The sequence below is a fragment of the Trinickia violacea genome, from assembly GCF_005280735.1.
Classification (GTDB): domain Bacteria; phylum Pseudomonadota; class Gammaproteobacteria; order Burkholderiales; family Burkholderiaceae; genus Trinickia_A; species Trinickia_A violacea.
Genome location: NZ_CP040078.1, coordinates 1,189,681 through 1,211,353 on the forward strand (window position 1 = coordinate 1,189,681; position 21,673 = coordinate 1,211,353).

The following is a 21,673-nucleotide window of genomic DNA, read 5'->3' on the forward strand; positions in this document are numbered from 1 at the left end:
CCAATTCATGCGGGCAATTTCGGCCCACGTTCCGGGTGGCCCGATCATAAACTCGATACTCGTCACATCTTCCCGGCAAGTATTCGCGCCCGTTAGCGGTTGAAATCTTCGGAACCACGATTATGAATTCTACGGTTGCTCAAGCTGATCGGACCGTGTCACTTTATTGGCACTTCGCGCCAACTGTGTTGGCGCTAGGCTATCCATGGTATCTCGCCAGGTTTTACGAAGAGGCTGGCAGCCACCACACAGTCGGCGCGTTGTTCGCGATCGCGTTGGTATTTGCGGTTCCGGCGAGCGCGTTCCTCAGCCTGCTGTCGCTCGCACGGCTCGATGTGAGCGGCGGACAGGCTGTCGTTTTGCGGCGCCTCACGCACTTCACGTTTGCCTCGCCGCCGCTGTTTGTCATTCTGGGGGTCCTGCTTTATCTGATGAAGATAAACGGCGCGGACGGGAAAGTGTGGCTGGGGTTGTGGGCGGCCGTGATCGTCGGAAGCCTATTGGCAATCTCCACTGAGCGAAGCGATGCCGCCCGTTCGCAGCCGAACCTAAACACGGCGAAGGTGCGCGTGCTTCATGGTGCGGCATCGCTTGCCATCATCGCGGTGTTTCTATTTCCTCATCTAGGCAACCACGCAGTCGGCATTTTCGGGACCGATGTGCATAAGGCCGTCATGCTTGTGCTCCGTCATGTCTATCGGGCAGGATGGCTAGAGCCTATTTTGATCGGACTCTTCTTCTTTCAAATCGTAAGCGGCCTTGTGCTGTTGATGCCGAAGCTTAGCGTTAAGCTGGACACACTCGGATCGCTCCAAACTGCATCCGGAGCGTATCTTGTCATTTTCATTGCCTCGCATATCAATTCGGTATTCATTCTCGCGCGTTACTTCGGGACGGACACTGACTACGCGTGGGCAACCGGGGCCCCGACCGGACTAATAGGTGACGCTTGGGATGTGCGCCTGATCCCTCACTATTCGCTTGGCGTGTTGCTCGTCCTTTGCCATATCGCCTGCGGTCTGCGGACAGTTATGCTGGCTCACGGCGTAAGCATGCAAAGAGCAAACCGGGTTTGTTGGCTCCTGATTGCCGCTTGCTCGGTTTGGGCCACAGTCGTCGTGACGGGCATGTTAGGGGTTCGCGTCTAAACCGTGCACCTTGCACTTTCGCGAGCGGCCAAGCTGACGCGCGGAATTCAGATGTGCGATCGTGAAATGCTGCCTCAGGGCAAACGGAATCAGGGTTGGCTCTCGATATCGCATATATGGCAACGCAGCAACCGCGCGTTAAAGAGTTTTTGTAGCAGAAAGGACGCGTCGGTCTCCAGTCTGCCAATAAGCAGTCGTTCGGCGGCGGTATGCAATCGTCTCTTTATGGCCGATTATTGGCGCACGCCGGTTGCAGAGTTTTTCAATCTGCGCCGGTCAAGTCAGACTTGTTGCCCTACGGCGGGAATTTTCATTATTTGTGGCGCAAGCGACAGGAATTTTCACATTCCACGACACCAGCCAGGATATGCGTGCCACTGTTAGTGAAAAATCCGTTTGGATTCCGCACGGCGTTTTTCGCTTTCCATGTCACTCGACACCAGGAAAGCAGCCTCGCGACAATCAATGCGCCACCGGCACCGGATGTTCCCCGTCCGGGACGAACACGTAGCCGCGGCTGCGCACGGTTTGAATGAACCGCGGTGACGAAGGGTTGGTTTCCAGCACGCGGCGCAGTCGCCAGACCTGCACGTCGATGCCGCGATCGGTGCCGTCGTATTGCGGACCGTGCAGCAGCTCCATCAGGCGTTCGCGTGTGAGCGTGCGCATCGGGTGATTGACGAAAATCTTCAAGAGCGCGAAGTCGCTGCCCGACAGCGCCAGCGTCTTGTCTTCGAGCGACAGCGTGCGCGAATGGAAGTCCAGCGTGAAACGGCCGAACGTATAGGGGTCGCGTTGTTCCGGGGGCCGGCCATCCGGCGCGGCAGCGATGGCCGATACCGCACGGCGTCTGCGCAAAATCGCCCGCACGCGCGCGAGCAGCTCGCGCGGATTGAATGGCTTGCCGATGTAGTCGTCGGCGCCCATTTCGAGGCCGATGATGCGATCGATGTCGTCGGTGCACGCGGTGAGCATGATCACCGGGATGTCGTCGCCGGACGCGCGCAGCTTGCCGAGCGCCGTGAGGCCGTCGCCGTCCGGCATCATCTGGTCCAGCACGATCAGGTCCGGACGCTCCAGTTCCAAGCGACGCGCGAGCGAACCCGCGCCATGCAGCACCGACACCTCGATGCCTTCGCGTCCGAGGAACTCGCGCAGCAGTTCGCGAAGCTCGAAGTCGTCGTCGACGACAAGGATTTGAGTGTTCATGGCATGGGGTTGATATGGGCTGAGCATGGATTTCCAGAGCACGCGGCGAGCCGCGCCGCGTGTCGGGCGGCGTGGCTTACAACGCTGTCAGCAAGCGATCGTTCGGCCGGTGTGCCGGACTATCTGGTTCTTAAACGGGGGAGCGTGCGGAATCCGTCGCTGCGGGAGAATTTTTTTGCATGTCGCGGCAAATGGCAGCGCCGAGTGCGTCGCGGGCTCGATATCGCCATGGATCGAGCCGCGTTTCGTTAAGGCACAATACAAGGCTTCAGCCTTCCGGATATCGCGTCGCCGGACGGCCGTCATCCAGCATCCCGCAGGCTTTCGAAGCGAGGCCGACATGCTCACCCCATCGATAGCGCTGGTCCTGTTCGACATGGAGGGTGTCCTGTCTCGCTACGACCGGGCGGCGCGCGTCGATCGCTTGGCGGCGATCACGGGCCGGCTGCCTGAAACCGTGCGGCATGCCATTTGGGGATCGGGACTGGAAGCGCAGGCCGACGCGGGCATCATCGGCGACGACGAGTATTTGCACGCGTTGGGTGGACTGCTCGGATGCCGTGTCAGCCGCGACGACTGGCTGGCCGCTCGCCATGCGTCGATCACCCCGAACGCGGACGTGCTCGCGCTTGCCGAGCGAGTGGCCAAGAGGCACAGGATTGCCGTGCTGACCAACAACTGCCGGCTCGTGGCGGACCATATCGGCTATTTGAATCCGCCGGTTGCACAGCTTTTTGGATCGCACGTTTATGCGTCCGCGTCGTTCGGCGCTGCGAAGCCTGCGGCGCAAACTTATTTGCGCTGCCTGGAAGGGCTCGGTGTGAGCGCGGCCGAAACGCTTTTCATCGACGATACGGATGCGAATGTTACCGGCGCGCTCGACGCCGGTTTGCAGGCGTACAGGTTCGTCGATGCCGACTCGTTATCGGTAGAACTCGCGCGCCGGCAATTGCTTTGATCGGTACCACGTTGTCTGCGCGGTCACGACGGCGGCGATCGCCAGCCGTTAAGGCGTCGTTCTCGACGCTGTACCGGTCACTGGCCCGCTACTCGACGGCGAACTGTACCTGTGCTCGCGCCCGACCCGCCGATATCGTATGTGCTGTACCGCCAACACATCTAACGACGAGAGTACGGGCCGCCGATGAAGCTTCGGATCTATCAGGTCGACGCATTTACCAATCAAGTCTTTGCAGGCAATTACGCGGCAGTCGTGCCGCTCGATCGCTGGCTTCCCGACGCTTTGATGCAAGCCATCGCCACGGAGAACAACCTGTCGGAAACGGCGTTCTTCGTGCGCAGAGCCGACGGCGCATTCGATATCCGCTGGTTTTCCCCGCTCACTGAAATCGCCTTTTGCGGGCATGCGACGCTCGCGAGCGCCTACGTGATCTTCCGGCACTTCGAGAGCCGCGATGTTTTGGAGTTCGAGGCGGAGTCGGTGGGCCGGTTGAGCGTTCGCCGCACGTCGAGCGGTCTCATCGAAATGAGTTTCCCACAGCGCCGGCCCGAGAAACTCGCTGACGTCCCTGCGAATCTGCTCCAAGGATTGTCGCTACGGCCACGGGAAGTGCTGATCAACCAGCAAGCCTATATCGCCGTCTACGATACCGAACGCGAAGTCCGCTCTGTCGTGCCCGAACTGAGTTTGCTCGCCACGCTCGGTCCGCTCGATGTCGCCGTGACCGCGCCCGGCGACGAGCACGATTTCGTCTCGCGCTACTTCTGGCCCGCGAACGGCGGCGACGAAGATCCCGTGACCGGTTCCATTCACGCGGCACTCGCGCCGTTCTGGTCCGAGCGGCTCGGCAAGACCGATCTCGTGGCCATGCAGGCGTCGCGCCGCGGCGGGCTGCTGCATTGCCGTGTCGACGCTGATCGCGTGTATGTTTCGGGCCACGCGGTGCAATACCTCGAAGGGGTCATCGTGGTGCCGGATATCTAAGCTCTTTTCACATTCAAAAGTCTTCACTCATTAGTGTGAGCACGCCCTAGACCGTAGACGCATTGCGCGCCGGCTTCCGCACACGCAAATAAAGCAACGCGCCCGCCGTGATGCAAAGCGGCCACAGCAAATACCATCCCGTCATCACAAACAAGAACGCGACCGCCACGAGCGCGACGAGCGCGCATCGATGCGCGCCGCTGCCGCGCGGCAGCAACCGCAGCGCGGCCGCCGTGCCCAGCGCGTAGACCGTGACGAACGAACCGGTCGTGATGAGCACGAGCGCCTTCGGCCCGACGCCCGCCACGATCGTCACGAGCATGGCCACGCCGGCCAGCACGGCGATCACCGCGAGGCTGCGGCGCGGCACGTCGCCCACGCGGCTGCCGTGCGCGAGCCAATCGGGCAACGCACCGTCGCGTCCAAGCGCGGCGCCGAGCTTGGCCGCGCCCGCGTAGTACGCGTTCATCGTGCCGAGGGTCAGCAGCACGGCCGCTCCCGCCGCGAGCACCTGCACCTTGCCGCCGATGCCGATCGCGAGCAGCTCGGCAAGCGGCGCGCGCGAGGTGCCGGCTGCTGGTCCGAGGACCAGCACGCTGGCCGCCGCCACCGCGAAATACAGCACGCCGACGACCACGACCGCCACCGCTGTCGCGCGCGGCAAATCATGCTTCGGTCGGCGGAATTCCCCGGCGAGATGCGTGATCGCCTCCCATCCGGCGAAGCTCCAGACGAGCAGTGCAGCAGCCGGGCCGATCGCGAGCCAGCCGTGCGGCGCGAACGGATGCAGGTTCTCGACACGCGCATACGGCAGCGATGCGATCACGGCGGCAAGCAGCAACGTGACGAGCAGCGCGGCGAGCACGAGCTGCACGCGCCCGGAGATGTTCACGCCGAACGCGTTGCCGAAGGTCACCACGGCCATCAGCGCGACCGCCGTGATCAACGTGACGGTCTCCCCGCCGCCGAGTGCAGCGGACACATAGGCGCCGCAGAAAATGGCCGCGGCGGGCGAACCCGCGGGCACTGCAAAGTAAAAGCACCAGCCGACCACGGCCGCGGCCTTGGGCCCGAACGCGCGGCGCACGTAGGTCGAGACGCCGCCCGAATCGGGATAGCGCGCACCGAGCGCGGCGAACGTCGCGGCGAGCGGAGCGGAAATCAGGACGAGCGCGAGCCATGCGAATAGGGACGCAGGGCCGGCGACCTCGGCGGCGAGCGCGGGCAACGCGATGACGCCGGTGCCGAGCACCGCGCCGATGTAGAGCGCCGCACCCTGCACGACGTTCAACTGGCCGGTGGCGTGAGCGGGGGCGTCGCAGGGATTCAGGGATGTCTGGGTCATGTTGGAGGGGGTGTCTCTCAGTCGAGCGTGCTCTTGGTTTTCGTTCGATCGTTATAATCCGCAATAGCTGACAAAGCATGTCAGGATTTTCTCGAGCGAGGAAGAATTGCGAACGAGCCGCTTGGTCTCGATGCTGCTTCTGCTGCAAATCAAAGGGCGCGTGACGGCGCAGGCGCTGGCCGACGAGTTCGAAGTCTCGATCCGCACGATCTATCGCGACATCGATCAGCTCGGAGCAGCAGGCGTACCGGTCTACGCGGATCGCGGGCCGGGCGGCGGCTTTGCGCTGCTCGGCGGCTATCGCTCGCATCTGACGGGCATGACGAAGGCCGAGGCCGAGACCTTGCCGATCGCGGGCCTCGCCGACGCCGCCTCGGCGCTCGGCGTCGCCGATGCGTTTCATTCGGCGCAGCTCAAGCTCGTCGCCGAACTGCCCGAAGCCGCCGCGGATACGTCGCGGATCGGCTCGCGTCTCTTTGTCGATCCGGTCGACTGGTACAAGCGTTCCGCCGCGGCGCCGCTTTTGCCGCGGCTTGCGCAGGCGGTGTGGGACGAGAAGCGGATCGCGATCGAATACGAAGGCTGGGCTGCGAGCGGAGCGCGCACGCTCAAGCCGCTCGGACTCGTGCTCAAGGCCGGCGATTGGTATCTTTTCGCCCGTGCCGCGCGGCGCGGCAGAGCGAGCGAGGAGGACCGCATCTACAAGGTCGCGAACATCGCGCAGCTGAAGGTGCTCGACGACACGTTCGAGCGCCCGGCCGGATTCGAATTGCGCGACGCGTGGCTTGTCGCCGTCGAGCGTTTCGAGCGCGGATTGTTGACGGGCACCGCGCGATTGCGCGTCACGGAGGAGGGCCTGACGCGCCTGCATCGGATGGGTGCGGCAGCGGTCGAGCAGGCGCATATCGGCGCGCTCGTGGACGGCTGGCGCGAAGTCGCGTTGCCGATCGAGCCGGTCGATTTCGCGGCCGAGCAATTGCTGCGGCTCGCGGGCCATGTCGAGGTGTTGGAGCCGGTCGAATTGCGCGAGCGGCTGCGGCAGGTGGGGGCGCAGATCGCGGCATTGAATGCGCCTGCCGATGCGAAGCGGCGCCGCTCAGTCGCGTCGCGCTAAGCGCAGCCGTGCGTCTTCCTTTGTGCCGGCATCGAGCGCAGTCCAGGATTTCACGCGCATGGAACCCTGGACGTCTGCCTATCAAACACCACCGGAATCGGAAGGTTTGAATGGCCGGGTGCTACCGGCTGTGCTGAGCGTAAAACGCCTTGATATCCGCTGTGTAATTGTCGGCAGCCTCGACGACGTGCACCGTGTGCCCGGGCTTCAGCTCGGGCCGAAGCGAGGGCTCGCCGGCAGCGGGATTCTCGAAGGTCGCGATGACCTTCCCGTTTGCATCCTTGACCAGATTGACTTGCATCGTTCGTCTCCTAAACGCCGTTGCTTTCAAACACCGTTGCTTTCGAAGTTTCCGGTGATGCCCAGATTGACCGGGTTGGCGAACTGATCGACCGCGTTGAGCGTAATGCCATAGCTCGGCTCGCCGCCCGAATCGTCGTTCTCGACGAATACGGTGATGTCGGAAATCAGCGCACCAACATTGTTTTCCGCGCTCTGCAATGTGAACGCGAAAGCTTCGTGATTGGTAATGTTGCCGCCCCAGGCGAACCAGCGCACAGGGCCGCCAGTCTGTGTAATCGTTCTCCACGTTGCCATCGCAAACCTCCATTCAAGTTATGAAACGATTTGTCCATTCCGTGCGTGCGGTTCGATCCAAACGATCACCGCAGGCCGGCGGATTCACGGATGAAGGCGCCGGCAAATGCTCAGACGAATAGGGCGCGGCGTTTTTGAAGAACTTGAAGAGGCTTTTCGAAGTATTTATCGCAACGGCGCCGCTCAGTAGTGTCGCGCCAAGCGCAGCCGCGCGTCTTCCTTCGCGCCGGCATCGAGCTCCGTCGAATACTCGAATTTTCCGGCGATCAGCGTCGCGATCGGCACGCCGTCGCGAAACAGCACGCGGTTGCCCGCGAGCGCGGGGATTTTGTCGCCGGGCAGGATCGTGCCGACGAGATTGAGCGGATCGGCGCCGCACACGCAGATCATCTGCGTTTGGCCGGCTCCGCTTTGGCGCTGTTTGCGCACTTCGCGCAAGAGCGGTATCGCTTCAGGCAGCGCGAACTGCTCGCCCGAAATGCCATTGACGAAGCGTCCGCCGCGCACCTGGCCGCGCGCTTCGAGCCGCTGCAGCACGCGCAGCAAGTCGCGCCATCTCGGCAGCCACGCGGCCTCGCGTTCGAGCAGCAGCCAGCACACGACGCCGTAGCGCCGCAGCAGCGTCATCGCGATGTGTTCGAGGACTTCGGGCTCGGCACGATGCGATGAGGAAGCCGTGGCGCGAGGAACCGCGATGGTGTCCTGGTTCGCTTCTTCCTCATTCGACACCGCGCGCAGCGGGCGCCGCACGAGCGCCCAGCGGCCCGCGTCGTCCATCCCGCCGATCAGCGCGCCCGCGCGCAGAGGGCGGCCGCTGCGGCGGCGGGGGGCGCCGTGGCGCCCGGCCGCAGGCGTCAGGAGCGCGCGCAGGCCCGCGAAGCTATCCGAGTTCACGAGCCCGGCGGCGACGAGTTCACCGAGCGCGCTCTCCAGCTCGACGCGCAGCAGATGCGTGTCGCCGAGCAGTTCGTCGAAGAACATCGCGCCGTGTCGCGTCAGCGCGTCGTGCACGCGCTGCGCACGCGCCGACAGCTCCGGCTCGTTCGACGGATCGCCGAGCGCATGCCACGCCGCCAGCTCGCGGCGCGGCAGCAGCACGATCGGCGTCGTGCGCACGGGCGTGCTGGCGCCGTGCTGCGCGGGGCGAACGGAAAGGCGTCCGCCGAGACGCGTCCACACCACCTTGCCCGAGCGGCACAGCTCGTCGATGGCCGTGACCGAATAGTCCTTGAGCCGCGCGGGCAGAATCTCTTCCTCCCAAGCCGACGCAGCCGCCTCGAAGCCTTCGAGCTGATCGACGATCGCGGCGAGCGCATCGCGTCCTTCACCGCGCGTGTCGGGCGTGAGGTGCTGCCATTGAAAGAGGAAGCGCATGAAGTCCGCGCGTTCGACCGGCTCGATCTCGCGTCGCAAGCGCCGCACCGTATAGCGATGAATGCGCGCGAGCAAATGCCGCTCGCACCATTCCTCTTGCGCGGCGCCGGGGCTGAAGCGCCCGCGCATCACATAGCCTTCGCTTTCTAGCCGCACGAGCGCGGCCGCCACCGTCGACGCGGGCAATGCGAGCGCGCGTGCAATCGCGGGGACGGGCAACGGGCCGAAGCCGGTCAGCCGCGCACGCACGACATCGGTGACGGCTTCGTCTTCCGTCCACGCATCGGTGAAGCCCTTGGGTGGCGCGAGACGCGGTTCGAGTCGCGCTTCGGGATAGATCGCGCGCAGACACATCACGCGCTCGGCGGGGAGCCACAGCGCGTCGTCGCGCGCGACTTGCAGCCGTGCCGCGCGCCCCGCTGCGGCCAGCGCTTCGAGCCACGCGAGCCAGCCGTCGTGGTGGCGCGCTTCGGCGTCGGTGATGCACGCGAGGCCCGTGAGCGCTTCGTGCATTTCGTCGTCGCTGCGTACTTGTGGCCACGCTTCCGCGCGCACGCTCGCAATCGCGTCGGCGTCGAGCGCGCCGAGGTCGTCCGCGCTTTCCGGGTCGCTCCAGCGTCGCGATAGCACGGCCTGCGTGCGGCGCTCTTCGAGCGGCGCGTCGTCGAGGAACGCGTACGGTTTCGCGTTCAGGATCTCGGCCGCGAGCGGCGACGGCGCAGGCAATTCGCGCGTGACGAGCGCAATCTCGCCGCGCTCGATCCGGCGCAGCAGCGCGAGCCAGCCGTCGGCGTCCATCGCGTCGTGCAGGCAATCGTCGATCGTTTGATCGACGAGCGGATGCGACGGCAGCTCGCGTTCGCCGACCACGTTCTCGAGGCACGCGACTTGATCGGGAAACACCGACGCCAGCAAGTCCTCGCTCTTCATCCGCTGCAATTGCGGCGCGGTCTTGCGGCCGCCCGTGTAGCGCGGCAAGGCGAGCGACGTCGTCGCGTTCCAGCGCCAGCGCACGTTGAAGAGCGGCGCGTCGAGCAGCGCCTGGATCAGGATGTGCTCGGCGCTGTTCGAATGCAGATAGCGCCAGACATCGTCGAGCGTGAAGCTGTGCGCGCCGGTGAGCGAGAGGACGATCGCGTCCTCGGTCGCCGCTGCTTGCAGCTCGAAGTTGAACGTGCGGCAGAAGCGCTTGCGCAGCGCGAGCCCCCAGGCGCGGTTGATCCGGCTGCCGAACGGCGCGTGGATCACGAGCTGCGTGCCGCCGGATTCGTCGAAGAAACGCTCCATGACGAGCGTGTCCTGGGTCGGCAGCACGGTGAGCGCGGCGCGCGCTCGGGCGAGGTAGTCGACGATTTGCTGCGCGGCGCTGTCGCTCAAGGCGAGTTCGTCGACGAGCCAGGCGATGGCGGGCGCGAGGGTTTGCGGCTGGCCGCGCTGCTGAGTTTGAGATTGCGATTCGCCTCCCAGCAACCGGTTGAGCTGCGCACGCATTCGGGCCACCGCTGCCGACAATTCATCGCTGCGCCCCGGCGCCTCGCCGAGCCAGAACGGGATGTTCGGCGCCTGCCCTTCCGCATCCGCGACGCGCACGCGCCCCGGCTCCACGCGCAGGATGCGATACGACGTGTTGCCCAATTGAAAGACGTCGCCCGCGAGGCTTTCGATCGCGAAGTCTTCGTTGACCGTGCCGATGTTGACGCCTTGCGGCTCCAGCAGCACGGCGTAGTCGGCGTTGTCGGGAATGGTGCCGCCCGAGGTGACGGCGGTCAGCTTGCCGCCGCGCCGGCCGCGCAGCGTGCCGCTCACGACGTCGCGATGGATGTACGAGCCGCGCGGCCCATGCCGGCTCGTATAGCCTTCGGCCAGCATGCGAAGCACCGCGTCGTACTGCTCGCGCGTGAGCGCTTCATAGGGCGACGCGTGCTTGAAGCGCTCGAAGAGCGCGTCCTCGCTCCACTCGTCGCAAGCGACTTCGGCGACGATCTGCTGCGCGAGCACGTCGAGCGGCGCGCGCGGAATGACGAGCGCGTCGAGCTCGCCGCGCTTCACGCAATCGATGAGCGTCGCGCATTCGATCAGATCGTCGCGCGAGGTCGGAAAGAGCCGTCCCTTGGGCATGCCGCCCACATGGTGGCCCGAGCGTCCCACGCGCTGCAGGAACGCTGCGATCGCGCGCGGCGAGCCGATCTGGCAGACGAGCTCGACATCGCCGATATCGATGCCGAGCTCCAGCGACGCCGTCGCGATCAGCACGCGCAGCTCGCCGCGCTTCAAGCGCTGCTCGGCATCGAGCCGATGCTCCTTCGCCATGCTGCCGTGGTGCGCGGCGACGGCGAGCTTGCCGAGCCGCTCCGTCAAATGACGCGCCGCGCGCTCGGCCATGCGCCGCGTGTTGACGAAGACGAGCGTCGTCTTGTGCGCGGCGGCGAGCTCGGCGAGGCGGTCGTAGACGCGCTCCCACACCTCGTTGGCCATCACGGCTTCGAGCGGCACGGGCGGCAGCTCCAAGGCGAGATCGCGCGCGCGGACGTGGCCGGTATCGACGATCTCGCAAGGCTCGCTCTCTCCGCTCTTGCCGCCCTTGCCGCCGACCAAAAACCGCGCGACCGCTTCGATCGGCTTTTGCGTCGCGGAGAGCCCGATGCGCGGCAAGCGCCGTTTGCACAGCGCGTCGAGCCGTTCCAGCGAGAGCGCGAGATGACTGCCGCGCTTGCTGCCCGCCATCGCGTGAATTTCGTCGACGATGACCGTGCGCGTGGTGGCGAGCATGCGTCGGCCGGAATCCGACGACAGCAGGACGTAGAGCGATTCGGGCGTCGTCACGAGAATGTGGGGCGCGCGTTTTCTGAGCGCGTTGCGCTCGGCTTGCGTGGTGTCGCCGGTGCGCACGGCGGTGCGGATCTCGACGGCGGGCAGGCCGCGCCGCGCGAGCTCGTCGGCAATGCCGGCGAGCGGCACGTCGAGATTGGCGTGGATGTCGTTCGAGAGCGCCTTCAACGGCGAGACGTAGACGACCATCGTCTCGTCCGGCAGCGCGCCGCCGTGCGCGAGCCCTTCGCGCACGAGTTCGTCGAGCGCGGACAGGAACGCGGTGAGCGTCTTGCCGGAGCCGGTCGGCGCGGCGACGAGCGTCGAGCGGCCGCGCAGGATGTGCGGCCACGCGTGCGCTTGGGCGCTGGTGGGCGCGGAGAATGTCCGCGAAAACCAGGCTGCGACGACGGGATGGAAATCGGCCAGTGCCTCGGCAGACGGAGAGGGGCGCGGTTGACTGCTCATTGGCGCGACGTGAGGGCGTGTCGCGCGCATTTGCCTCGCGCCGCGCCCTGCCTTTTGGCTGAATAAGCGGAAAGTTTGCCAGAGAGCGGGGCGGTGCGCTTGCGGTGGTGCTATGTCACTTGCTGTCAGCTGACAGCGAAGCTGGCGGCTTCGACGATCGCTATAGACGCCGCAGAAAATGCGGCAGGTCGATGCCGCTTACCCACACGTGGCGACAGACAAAAAACGCGATGCCCCACGCGGCGGCGACGATCAACAGATCGCAATGTCCGCTGTTCCACCAATTCAGCGAATGCCGGCGCGCGATCCACGGCACGCCGAGCGGATTGGGCCAATCGGCGAGCAGATGCATGAGTCCGCCGCATGCGAATCCGAACGCGAGCGCCGCCACGTGATGATGCCGAAGCTGCAAGTACGACGCGACCAACAGCGCGGCCCACGCGATACCCCAATGCGTGAGCGTGCGATGCGTGATCCAAAGCCTGCGCGATTTCGACCACCATGCGAGTTCCAGCCAATCGGGCGCGGTGCCGCCGGCAATGCCTGCAAGGCAGGCGAGCACGCTCCACACGTAGGCGGGCCCGCCCGCGCCCGCTCGAGTGACGATGGCGGCGGCGATGACGCCGGCGGCCCATCCGGTGGCGTGGTGTGCTTTGTTGGATGCCATGATTGCAAGCGGGAGAGGCGAACGGCGCGCTAGGACGCAAACAGATGAAAACGGGCGCGTATCTTCGCAGATCGCCGCGTGCGCGTGTACAAGCGTTACACCTCGAAACGGACTGGCTAGGCTGACTCGATTCACGAACTCAACTAACGGCCATGCACGAACGTCAGTCTTCCTCGGCCGAATGGCATAGGACGCGCAAACGTGCTCGCAAACGCAGGTAGAATCCATCGCTCGCGCTTCACGACCTCGCAACACCCTCGCCACACCTTCGCACTCGAAACGCCCCTGCCATGACCGAAGTCCCGATGCCATCCTCCGACGACCCGACGCTCGATTCCACCTCGGACGACCAGTCCGACATCCGCGAGCCGCGCCTGTGGCGCTGCGACGGCTGGACCGCGCGCGTGATCAAGAACGAGGACGACGAAGGCTGGGCCGTCGAGATGATTCAGGACGGCGAGGCGGAGCCGGCGCTCGTCGGCCCGTGGACGATGGGCCGCGACAAGAAGAACCCCAAGCCGCTCGACCAGGCGGCGTTCAACACGCTCGTCAAGACGGCTTCCGAAGTGCTGCGCCGCCACGAGCAGCAGCTGCACGCGATGCTGCACAGGAGCGTGACGGTGCCGGGGGCGGAGGGCGATATCACGGTGACGCTCGACATCGTCCCCGACGAATATGAGCCGCACGCGATCCTGGCCGCTCTCGACGAAACGGGCGGCGAGCTCGCGCGAGTCAAGACCGCGCCGAACTTCAAGCTGACGCAGGCCAGCGCCTCCAAGTGGATCGAAAGCGATTTCGCACGGCCGGGTTGAGCGCGCGGCCGCGTGACATACCTTCCTCTTCCTTCAAGACGATTCGGAGGAGTCGAGCGAAAAGAGCTCGCGGCAGGCCGCGAATGTCGACAGGTAGAGCAGCGGCACGATCACGAGCAAACCGAGCCCGAGCGTGACGATCGACGCGATCGCGAGTCCCGCGACGATCAATCCGTAGATCAGCGTCGGCCACACATTGCGGCAGGCGGCGGCGAAGCTCTGCTTGAGCGCGTCGACGGGCGCGGCATCGGTCAGCACGATGAGCGGCGGCGCGAGCCATAGCGCCATCGCGCCGCCCACCGCAGCCACGACATAGACGAGCACGTACAGCCACGGCACGTCTTGCCAGACGCCCGAGAACTGATGGCTCGGCACGGTCTTCAGCAGCAGCGAAAAGCCGTCCGACACGCTGCCGCCAGTCAAATCGCAAATGATCGTGATCAAAAACGCGAACACGCCGGCGGCAAAGAGCGGCTGGAGTTTGGCGCGCATGCCGTCGGTCACGTCGGCGATGCGCACGACCCCCGTGGTGCGGCAGCGTTCGGCGGCGACGCACATGCCGCCTGTCCAAAGCACGGCGAACACCGAGTTCAGCGCGCTTGCGTAAGGAATCGACTCGAGGATCAGGCTGACGACCAGATTGATCACGCCGAGCGCGATCCAGATCCACGGATGCAGCCGGAACAGCGCCCATCCGTCGGCAATCCACTGTGCGCCTTGCCTGGCGGGTACGGTGCGCATGAACATGGGGAATGGCTCCGCAAAGGTATGAGGGTCTGATGCTCGAATGTAACTACGGGAAGTGACGCGCGCAAGTGCGCTCGGTTACCGAACGTTGGCTGGCGCTGGTTGGGGGGCTTGGGGCGGGGCGGCGCGGGTTGTCATACGGCGGCCGCTCCACTGCGGCGGCGCCAGGATGTCCGGATGGCTTTGTTCGCAAACTAATTAGGCCGTGGTATACAAAGGTCGGCCGTTTTTTATCAGACCAAAAGAGGACTTTCGTGGGAGACAGCGAATGAATAGCCTGGACCGAGTCAAGAAAACCGTCGCCGGCATGACCGTGGTTGCATTTGCAACCGCTTCGATCGGCTTTATCGAAAGCGCGCCGGCTTACGCCAAGGCGCCGTCGGCGCAGACGCCGGTACTGAACGCATCGGCCGTCGCGGTCGCGGACAAGTTCAGCGCGGACGCGGCCGAGCAAATCTTCAAGGAAGGCGGCAACGCAGTCGACGCCGCCGTCGCGATTGCCTTCACGCTCGCCGTGACCTATCCCGAAGCCGGCAACATCGGCGGCGGCGGATTCATGACGCTCTACGTCGCCGGCAAGCCGTACTTCATCGACTATCGCGAGAAAGCGCCGCTCGCCGCCACGAAGACCCTGTACCTCGACAAGGACGGCAATGTCATCAAGGGGATGAGCCTCATCGGCGCGAAGGCGGTCGGCGTACCGGGCACGGTCGACGGCATGTGGGAGGCGCAGCGGCGCTTCGGCAAGCTCAAGTGGAAGCAGGTGCTCGCGCCGGCGATCCACTACGCGACCGACGGCTTCGAAGTCAGCGATCAACTGCAGCAGCGCCGCGACGACGCCGCCAAGGACTTCGACGACAAGACCAATTTCAACCAGTATTTCGGGTCGATGAAAGCGGGCGAGACCTTCAAGCAGCCCGAGCTGGCGGCCACGCTCACGCGGATCGCGAACGAAGGCGCGAAGGGCTTCTATACGGGCAAGACCGCAGACCTCATCGCCGCATCGATGCGTGAGGACGGCGGCCTCATCACGAAGCGCGACTTGCTGGAATACAAGGCGGTCTGGCGCCAGCCTGTGGAAGCGAACTGGAACGGCTATCGCGTGATTACGGCGCCGCCGCCGAGTTCGGGCGGCATCGGCCTCGTGCAGCTGCTGAAGATGAAGGCCGACCTGAAGCCTGAGTTCGAGGGCGTCGCGCTCGATTCGCCGCAGTACATCCACCTGATCTCGGAGATCGAAAAGCGCGTGTTCGCTGACCGCGCGCAGTATCTCGGCGATCCGGATTTCTACAAGGTGCCGATTGCGCAGCTGATCGACGATCCGTATCTCGCGAAGCGTTCGTCGGAGGTCGATCCGAACAAGCCGTCGAATACGAAGAGCGTGCAGCCGGGCCTCGGCACGTCGATGCCGGAGAAGGCCGAGACGACGCATTTCTCGGTGGTCGACAAGTGGGGTAACGCGGTCTCGAACACCTATACGCTCAACGGCTATTTCGGCTCGGGTGTCGTGGTGCCGGGCACGGGGATCGTGCTGAACGACGAGATGGACGATTTCTCGGCGAAGCCGGGCGTGGCGAACATGTTCGGCGTGGTCGGCAGCGATGCGAATTCGATCGCACCGGGCAAGCGGCCGCTTTCATCGATGACGCCGACGATCCTGACGAAAGACGGCAAGGTTGCGCTCGTGATCGGCACGCCGGGCGGCTCGCGGATCTTCACGTCGATCTTCCAGGTGATCAACAACGTCTACGACTTCAATATGCCGCTCCAGGATGCGGTCGCGGCGATGCGCTTCCATCATCAGTTGCTGCCGCCGAATACGATTTTCTGGGAGCCGTACAAGCCGATCGACGGCGAGCTGGCGCAGAAGGTCGAGGCGATGGGCTATGTGCTGAAGCAGCAGTCGTTCAATGGCGATATTCAGGCGATCAAGATCAACGGGGATACGCCGGAGCCGGCGGCTGATCCGCGTGGGCGGGGCGTGACGCGGGTCGTGCAGTAAGGGGTTGCGAACGCTTCGGGGGGCGGATGAGGCCCCCCGAACGCCTACCCCTGTTCCACCGGCACCACCCTCAACGCGAGCCTCTGCGTTCTCCTAATCACGACAACCTCTACGTCCTTTCCGACCCTCGACGCGTCCATCACCCGCTGCAGCGCGTCGATCCCGTCGACGGTAACGGAATCGACCGCCACCAGCGTATCGCCCGCCCGCAGCCCGGCCGCCGCAGCCGGGCTGCCGCCGACGATCTCCATCACATGAACCCCAGTCGCAGCCGGTAGTTCGAAAAACCGCTGCACCTTGCGCGGAATCGGCGTCGTCGTCCCGGCAATGCCGATATACGCACGCCTCACGCGCCCATGCGCAAACAGCTGCATCACCACCCACTTCGCCGTATCGATCGCCGTGGCAAACGAAAGCGCCTGCGCGCCTGGAATGATCGCCGTATTCACCCCGATCACCTGGCCCGCCGAGTTGACGAGCGGACCGCCGGAGTTGCCGGGATTGAGCGCCGCATCGGTCTGAATCACGTCGTAGATCATCCGCCCGGAATATGAGCGCAGCGACCGCCCAAGCGCGGACACGACTCCCGTCGTCACCGTCTGCGTCAGCCCGAGCGGATTGCCGACCGCAATCGCAATCTGCCCGACGCGCAGCTTCCCCGATTCGCCGAGTTCGACATGCGGCAGCGCCTCGGCCGACCCGATCCGCAGCACCGCGAGATCGGTATTCGGATCGTCGCCGACGACGCTCGCCTCGTATTGCGATCCGTCCGCGAGCGTCACGCCGATGTGCGCCGCGCCATGAATCACGTGGCTGTTCGTCAGCATGTAGCCGTCGGGTGTGAAGAGGAACCCGGAGCCGCTGCCGCCGCGCGGCGCACCCCGGTTCGCGCCGCCGGCCGGCTGCCGCTCGACGGCGACATAGGCCACCGACGGCTGCACGCGCTCGAGCGCGCCGATTACGGTGCGCGAGTAGGCGTCGAGCAGCGCGTCGTCGCCGAGCGGGGTGGGGTCTCCGGCACCTGACGGCGTGCGCGTCAGGTCGTCGATGAATTGCGGACGGCGTCCCATCGTGACGCTCCTGATGAATTGAGGCCCGCATATGCGTGGCGAGCGTCCCGATTTCAAGATGGGCGCGGGAAGCCCTTCCAGGCTGATTCGGCACGCGCGTCGAGGCGATATTGCGGGGCGGCTACTTAGGACCTGTTATTCGCGCGAACCGAGGCCCTAGGCATAATGCCGGAATCCGTTGCGCGCGGCCGTTCGGTTCGCAGTGCTCGATTCCGGGCCCGGCGCAACGTATTGGATGATTGACGCCGCGAGTGCAAGGCTCGCCGCGTCTCCTCGGAATTCCCCCATGACTGAAAACATGACCCGTACGACCACCGACGCCAAGCAGACCCGCCGAGAAGTCCGCACCCAGGCCGGCGACCTGCTGTTCGCGCTCCTCAAGAGCCTGCCGTTTCGCGACCGTCTCGCCGAGGGCCTCCTGATGGCGCTGCAAGCGATGGGCGGGGCGTGCATGGCATACGGCATCGGCCTGGCGGTGCATCCGGAACAGGCTTTCTGGGCCGCCATCACGGCGATTGCCGTGACGCAGCACACCTATGCGGACACCCGGAATCTGTCGCGTGACCAGTTCATCGGCGCGATGGCGGGCGGGCTGTTCGGCTTCGCCGGCGCGTGGCTCGGCGCCGGCACGCACGAGATCCTCGGCTATGCGACGACCATCGGGGCGGTGATCCTCGTCTGCTGGTGCGTGAACGTGGGCAGTGCGGCGCGCCTCGGCGCCATCACCGCGACGATCGTGCTGCTGGTCCCGCAGCAGGGCCCGCTCTGGGACGTGGCGCTCTACCGGCTCGGCGAGGTGACGCTGGGCACGCTTAGCGCGCTGTTCGTCAGCCTGCTCGTATCGAGGCTTCAGCGCGTGCTGGCGGGCACTAGAATCGGGTAAGGATTGGCAGCGCGAGGCAGGCCCAGCCGCACGAATCAAGCGGTTGCACCGGGTTGGTGACGAATTTGTTTTGTTCTACGACACTTACGACGAGCGTTTCGATGGCAACGAACCCGATTCCCGCGACGCCGGAGCCCGGCATAGAGCGTTTGAGCGCGATTACGCTGGTGACGCGCGACATGGGCGCCGCTGTGCGCTTTTACGAAGCGCTCGGTTTTCAACGCAAGTACGGCGGGCCGGATGCGGCGTTTACGTCGTTTGCTTTCGGGCCGTCGTTCCTGAATCTGAGCGCGGAGGCCGGGAGGCCGCCCGGGACGGGCCCGGGCTGGGGGCGAACGATCGTCTATGTCTCGGACGTCGACGCGATGTACCGGAAGGCGCTGGCCGCAGGCTTGACGCCGGAATTCGCCCCATCGGACGCGCCGTGGGGCGAGCGCTATTTCCACATCCGCGACCCCGACGGGCACGAGTTGAGCTTTGCCAAGCCTTTGGGTTAAAGCCGGTTATCGGCGTTGAATCGGCGAGAATCGGTTTTCGGCAGTTAGGGACAGGTAACACGCCTGACACCAGCCAATTCGATAATCGTTGGTTGCGCCACTATTTGCCGTAGAGGAGAAAATCGATGAACGAAAAGGAAAACCCCGCTGACACGCTCAACCAGGAACGCCAGCGCCGCTTCGAAGAAGACCTGATCGACGCCTACGACGAAGAACTCGAGATGGAGGTCGACGACCGCAAGCTCGACGGCGATAGCGTGTTTTCGGCGGAAGCGCGCGAATCGCGCAAGATGTATTTCCGCGAGCTGTTCCGCTTGCAAGGCGAGCTCGTGAAGCTGCAGGACTGGGTGGTGAGCACGGGCCACCGGCTCGTGGTGATCTTCGAGGGACGCGACGCCGCGGGCAAGGGCGGCGCGATCAAGCGCATCACGCAGCGCCTGAATCCGCGCGTCTGCCGCGTCGCGGCGCTGCCTGCGCCGAACAACCGCGAGCGCACCCAGTGGTATTTCCAGCGCTATGTCGCGCACCTGCCCGCCGGCGGCGAAATCGTGCTGTTCGACCGGAGCTGGTACAACCGCGCGGGGGTCGAGCGCGTGATGAACTTCTGCACCGATGAGGAATATGAGGAGTTCTTCCGCTCGGTTCCCGAGTTCGAAAAGATGCTCTCGAGAAGCGGCATTCAGATCATCAAGTACTGGTTCTCGATTACCGACGAAGAGCAGGAAGTGCGCTTCGAGAGCCGCATCATCGATCCGCTCAAGCAGTGGAAACTGAGCCCGATGGACCTCGAAAGCCGGCGCCGCTGGGAGGACTACACGCAGGCGAAGGAAATCATGCTGCAGCGCTCGCATATTCCCGAGGCGCCGTGGTGGGTCGTGCAGGCCGTCGACAAAAAGCGCGCGCGCCTGAACTGCATTCATCACCTGCTGGACCAGGTGCCGTATACCGACGTCGAGCATCCGTCGGTGACGCTGCCCGCGCGCGTGCATCACCCCGACTACCTCCGCCAGCCCGTGCCGTCGACCATGATCGTGCCGGAAATCTATTGACGCGCGTAACCATGCACTGAAAGCAAATCGGCCGCCCAAAAGGGCGGCCGATTGCATTTGGGCGCCGGCGGTGAAAGCAGGCCGGCAGGGAGTGTCGCGAACGCGTCAGAAAAGCTGCCGGAACACCCAGTAAAGCGCACCGGACAACATGATCGACGCCGGCAGCGTCAGCACCCACGCGAGCACGAGGCTGCGCACCGTGCTCCATTGCAGGCCGGAACCGTTGGCGGCCATCGTGCCCGCCACGCCCGAGGCGAGGACGTGCGTCGTCGAAACCGGCAGGCCCCAAGCATCGGCCATGCCGATCGTCGCCATCGCCACCATCTCGGCGGAGGCGCCTTGCCCGTAGGTCAAGTGCTGCTTGCCGATCTTTTCGCCGACCGTCACGACGATCCGCTTCCAGCCGACCATCGTGCCCAGGCCAAGCGCAATCGCGACGGCCACCTTCACCCAAGTCGGGATGAACTTGGTCGCATGGTCGACTTGGCTCTTGTAGTTGTCGATCGCCTTCTTGTCGTCCGGGGAGAAGGCGACGGCGTTCGATTTTTCGATCAGGCGGATCGCTTCGGACGTGACGTACATGTTGTTGCGGACGTTGTCGACGACGCTTTGCGGCACGGCGGCCATCGACCCCGATCGGTGGACCTGCTCGCCGATCGTTTCGGTGAGCTGCTTGAGCGCGGGCATCGTCTCGGGCGTCAACTGACGCGTACGCACGTAGGATTCGACGTCGGCGCGCGGGTCCTGGGAAGGCGGGGCGCCATTCGTATACTTCTCGAACACCGTGGACACGTGCTGCGTGACCGCGATGAACGTCTCGGTTTGCGCGGGCGTCACGGCCTTGTTCAGCGCGTAGGCGGTCGGCACGGTACCGATCAGGATCAGCATGATGAGGCCCATGCCCTTTTGGCCGTCGTTCGAGCCGTGTGCAAACGAGACGCCGGTGCAGGTCAGGATCAGGAGCGCGCGAATCCAGAACGGCGGCGGCGTATTCTTCGTCGGTTCCGAATACAGCTTCGGCACGCGCACGAGCGCTTTCAGCACGATCAGCAGCAGGGCCGACAGCACGAACCCGACGATCGGCGAGAAGAGCAGCGCCTTGCCGACGCCGGCCGCTTGGGCCCAATCGACGCCGCTCGTGCCCGAGGGGCCATGAATGATCTGATTCATCAAGCCGACGCCGATGATCGAGCCGACGAGCGTATGCGAGCTCGACGACGGCAGTCCGAAGAACCAGGTGCCGAGATTCCAGATGATCGCGGCGATCAGCAGCGCGAACACCATCGCGAAGCCGGCGCCGCTGCCGACCTGCAGGATCAGCTCGACCGGCAGCAACTGCAGGATGCCGAACGCGACCGCGCCGGTCGACACGAGCACCCCGAGAAAATTCCACGCGCCCGACCAGACCACCGCGAGATGCGGTTCGAGCGAATTCGTATAGATGACGGTGGCGACCGCGTTGGCCGTATCGTGAAAGCCGTTGACGAATTCAAAGCCGAGCGCGATGAGAAGCGCGACGCCGAGCAGCAAATAGGGAAGTGCGGAGCCTAGTTTGACGGGCTGTAGATCGGATGCGATATGGGCGGCGACGTAGACGGCGCCGATCGCGATGATGAGTAAAAAGATGGCGAAACTGATATTGCGCCCGCGCCCACTGATCGTACTCGTCTGGGGATAGGAGAGGTCTGGCATGGCCGGCTCCGTGATCGCGAGACTTACGATGTACTGCGCAAGTCTCAGGATAACTGTGAAGGATTTATGTCGGATTTCTTACGATAATCTGCAATACGAAATAAATAATTCGTGGTGTTTCTTATGAATGAATCGGCGTTGCAGGATGAGGCAGGAACTGACTAACGGCTTATGGCAGGACGGCGGACTACGCAAACCGGTTAGTTCATCGCAAATGGGATGATGGCCCGGTGTTATTGGATCGGA

General features: G+C 64.6%; 18 protein-coding genes. 9 read left to right on the forward strand and 9 right to left on the reverse strand.

What is annotated here, in order from left to right; translation table 11 throughout:
- The first annotated feature begins 122 nt into the window (after positions 1-122).
- Complete coding sequence (locus tag FAZ95_RS27415) at positions 123-1,148, forward strand: hypothetical protein (RefSeq protein WP_137335618.1); 1,026 nt, start codon at positions 123-125, stop codon at positions 1,146-1,148.
- Positions 1,149-1,610: 462 nt separating this feature from the next.
- Here the strand turns inward: FAZ95_RS27415 and FAZ95_RS27420 are convergent, their stop codons facing one another.
- Entirely contained in the window at positions 1,611-2,357 is a 747-nt protein-coding gene (locus FAZ95_RS27420; RefSeq protein ID WP_137335619.1) for a response regulator, read from the reverse strand.
- A 340-nt stretch (positions 2,358-2,697) separates the two neighbouring features.
- On the opposite strand from FAZ95_RS27420, the gene FAZ95_RS27425 reads away from it, so the two are divergent.
- Positions 2,698-3,315, forward strand: coding sequence for an HAD family hydrolase (locus FAZ95_RS27425; RefSeq protein ID WP_137337622.1), 618 nt, complete (start codon positions 2,698-2,700; stop codon positions 3,313-3,315).
- A gap of 186 nt (positions 3,316-3,501) precedes the next feature.
- Positions 3,502-4,302: a PhzF family phenazine biosynthesis protein gene (locus FAZ95_RS27430; RefSeq protein WP_137335620.1), complete on the forward strand. Its 801-nt coding sequence runs from the start codon at positions 3,502-3,504 to the stop codon at positions 4,300-4,302.
- A 46-nt stretch (positions 4,303-4,348) separates the two neighbouring features.
- Here the strand turns inward: FAZ95_RS27430 and FAZ95_RS27435 are convergent, their stop codons facing one another.
- Positions 4,349-5,647 (reverse strand): APC family permease, encoded by a 1,299-nt coding sequence (locus FAZ95_RS27435; protein WP_137335621.1) that lies wholly within the window; start codon positions 5,645-5,647, stop codon positions 4,349-4,351.
- A gap of 130 nt (positions 5,648-5,777) precedes the next feature.
- Here FAZ95_RS27435 and FAZ95_RS27440 point away from each other — a divergent pair, with 130 nt between their 5' ends.
- Entirely contained in the window at positions 5,778-6,761 is a 984-nt protein-coding gene (locus tag FAZ95_RS27440; protein ID WP_254700309.1) for a helix-turn-helix transcriptional regulator, read from the forward strand.
- Positions 6,762-6,882: 121 nt separating this feature from the next.
- Here FAZ95_RS27440 and FAZ95_RS27445 read toward each other — a convergent pair whose 3' ends face one another.
- The 4 genes from FAZ95_RS27445 to FAZ95_RS27460 form a co-directional block, all read right to left on the reverse strand.
- On the reverse strand, positions 6,883-7,062 hold the full coding sequence (locus FAZ95_RS27445; protein WP_137335623.1) for a hypothetical protein: 180 nt from the start codon (positions 7,060-7,062) through the stop codon (positions 6,883-6,885).
- A 26-nt stretch (positions 7,063-7,088) separates the two neighbouring features.
- Positions 7,089-7,319 (reverse strand): hypothetical protein, encoded by a 231-nt coding sequence (locus tag FAZ95_RS27450; protein ID WP_137335624.1) that lies wholly within the window; start codon positions 7,317-7,319, stop codon positions 7,089-7,091.
- A gap of 222 nt (positions 7,320-7,541) precedes the next feature.
- The gene (locus FAZ95_RS27455; protein WP_254700310.1) at positions 7,542-12,008 is read right to left on the reverse strand and encodes a DEAD/DEAH box helicase; all 4,467 of its coding nucleotides are present in this window, start codon (positions 12,006-12,008) and stop codon (positions 7,542-7,544) included.
- 160 nt (positions 12,009-12,168) lie between these two features.
- The gene (locus FAZ95_RS27460) at positions 12,169-12,675 is read right to left on the reverse strand and encodes a metal-dependent hydrolase (RefSeq protein ID WP_137335626.1); all 507 of its coding nucleotides are present in this window, start codon (positions 12,673-12,675) and stop codon (positions 12,169-12,171) included.
- A 290-nt stretch (positions 12,676-12,965) separates the two neighbouring features.
- Here FAZ95_RS27460 and FAZ95_RS27465 point away from each other — a divergent pair, with 290 nt between their 5' ends.
- A complete protein-coding gene (locus FAZ95_RS27465; RefSeq protein ID WP_137335627.1) occupies positions 12,966-13,487 on the forward strand; it encodes a hypothetical protein in 522 nt (173 codons plus the stop codon).
- A 33-nt stretch (positions 13,488-13,520) separates the two neighbouring features.
- Here the strand turns inward: FAZ95_RS27465 and FAZ95_RS27470 are convergent, their stop codons facing one another.
- Positions 13,521-14,234, reverse strand: coding sequence for a BPSS1780 family membrane protein (locus tag FAZ95_RS27470; protein ID WP_137335628.1), 714 nt, complete (start codon positions 14,232-14,234; stop codon positions 13,521-13,523).
- Between the two features lie 268 nt (positions 14,235-14,502).
- Between FAZ95_RS27470 and ggt the strand changes: the two genes are divergently transcribed.
- Positions 14,503-16,236 carry a gamma-glutamyltransferase gene (gene ggt, locus FAZ95_RS27475; RefSeq protein ID WP_137335629.1) on the forward strand — a complete coding sequence of 578 codons (1,734 nt, stop codon included), beginning with the start codon at positions 14,503-14,505 and terminating at the stop codon, positions 16,234-16,236.
- A gap of 44 nt (positions 16,237-16,280) precedes the next feature.
- On the opposite strand, the gene FAZ95_RS27480 is transcribed toward ggt, so the two are convergent.
- Complete coding sequence (locus tag FAZ95_RS27480; protein ID WP_137335630.1) at positions 16,281-17,306, reverse strand: S1C family serine protease; 1,026 nt, start codon at positions 17,304-17,306, stop codon at positions 16,281-16,283.
- Positions 17,307-17,592: 286 nt separating this feature from the next.
- Between FAZ95_RS27480 and FAZ95_RS27485 the strand changes: the two genes are divergently transcribed.
- From FAZ95_RS27485 to ppk2, 3 genes are all read left to right on the forward strand, one after another.
- Positions 17,593-18,189 carry an FUSC family protein gene (locus FAZ95_RS27485; RefSeq protein ID WP_175425782.1) on the forward strand — a complete coding sequence of 199 codons (597 nt, stop codon included), beginning with the start codon at positions 17,593-17,595 and terminating at the stop codon, positions 18,187-18,189.
- Between the two features lie 101 nt (positions 18,190-18,290).
- Positions 18,291-18,686, forward strand: coding sequence for a VOC family protein (locus FAZ95_RS27490; protein ID WP_137335631.1), 396 nt, complete (start codon positions 18,291-18,293; stop codon positions 18,684-18,686).
- Positions 18,687-18,811: 125 nt separating this feature from the next.
- Positions 18,812-19,735 carry a polyphosphate kinase 2 gene (gene ppk2, locus FAZ95_RS27495; protein WP_137335632.1) on the forward strand — a complete coding sequence of 308 codons (924 nt, stop codon included), beginning with the start codon at positions 18,812-18,814 and terminating at the stop codon, positions 19,733-19,735.
- 105 nt (positions 19,736-19,840) lie between these two features.
- On the opposite strand, the gene FAZ95_RS27500 is transcribed toward ppk2, so the two are convergent.
- Positions 19,841-21,427, reverse strand: a complete 1,587-nt coding sequence (locus FAZ95_RS27500) for an inorganic phosphate transporter (protein WP_137335633.1) — start codon at positions 21,425-21,427, stop codon at positions 19,841-19,843.
- Between the last annotated feature and the right edge of the window lie 246 nt (positions 21,428-21,673).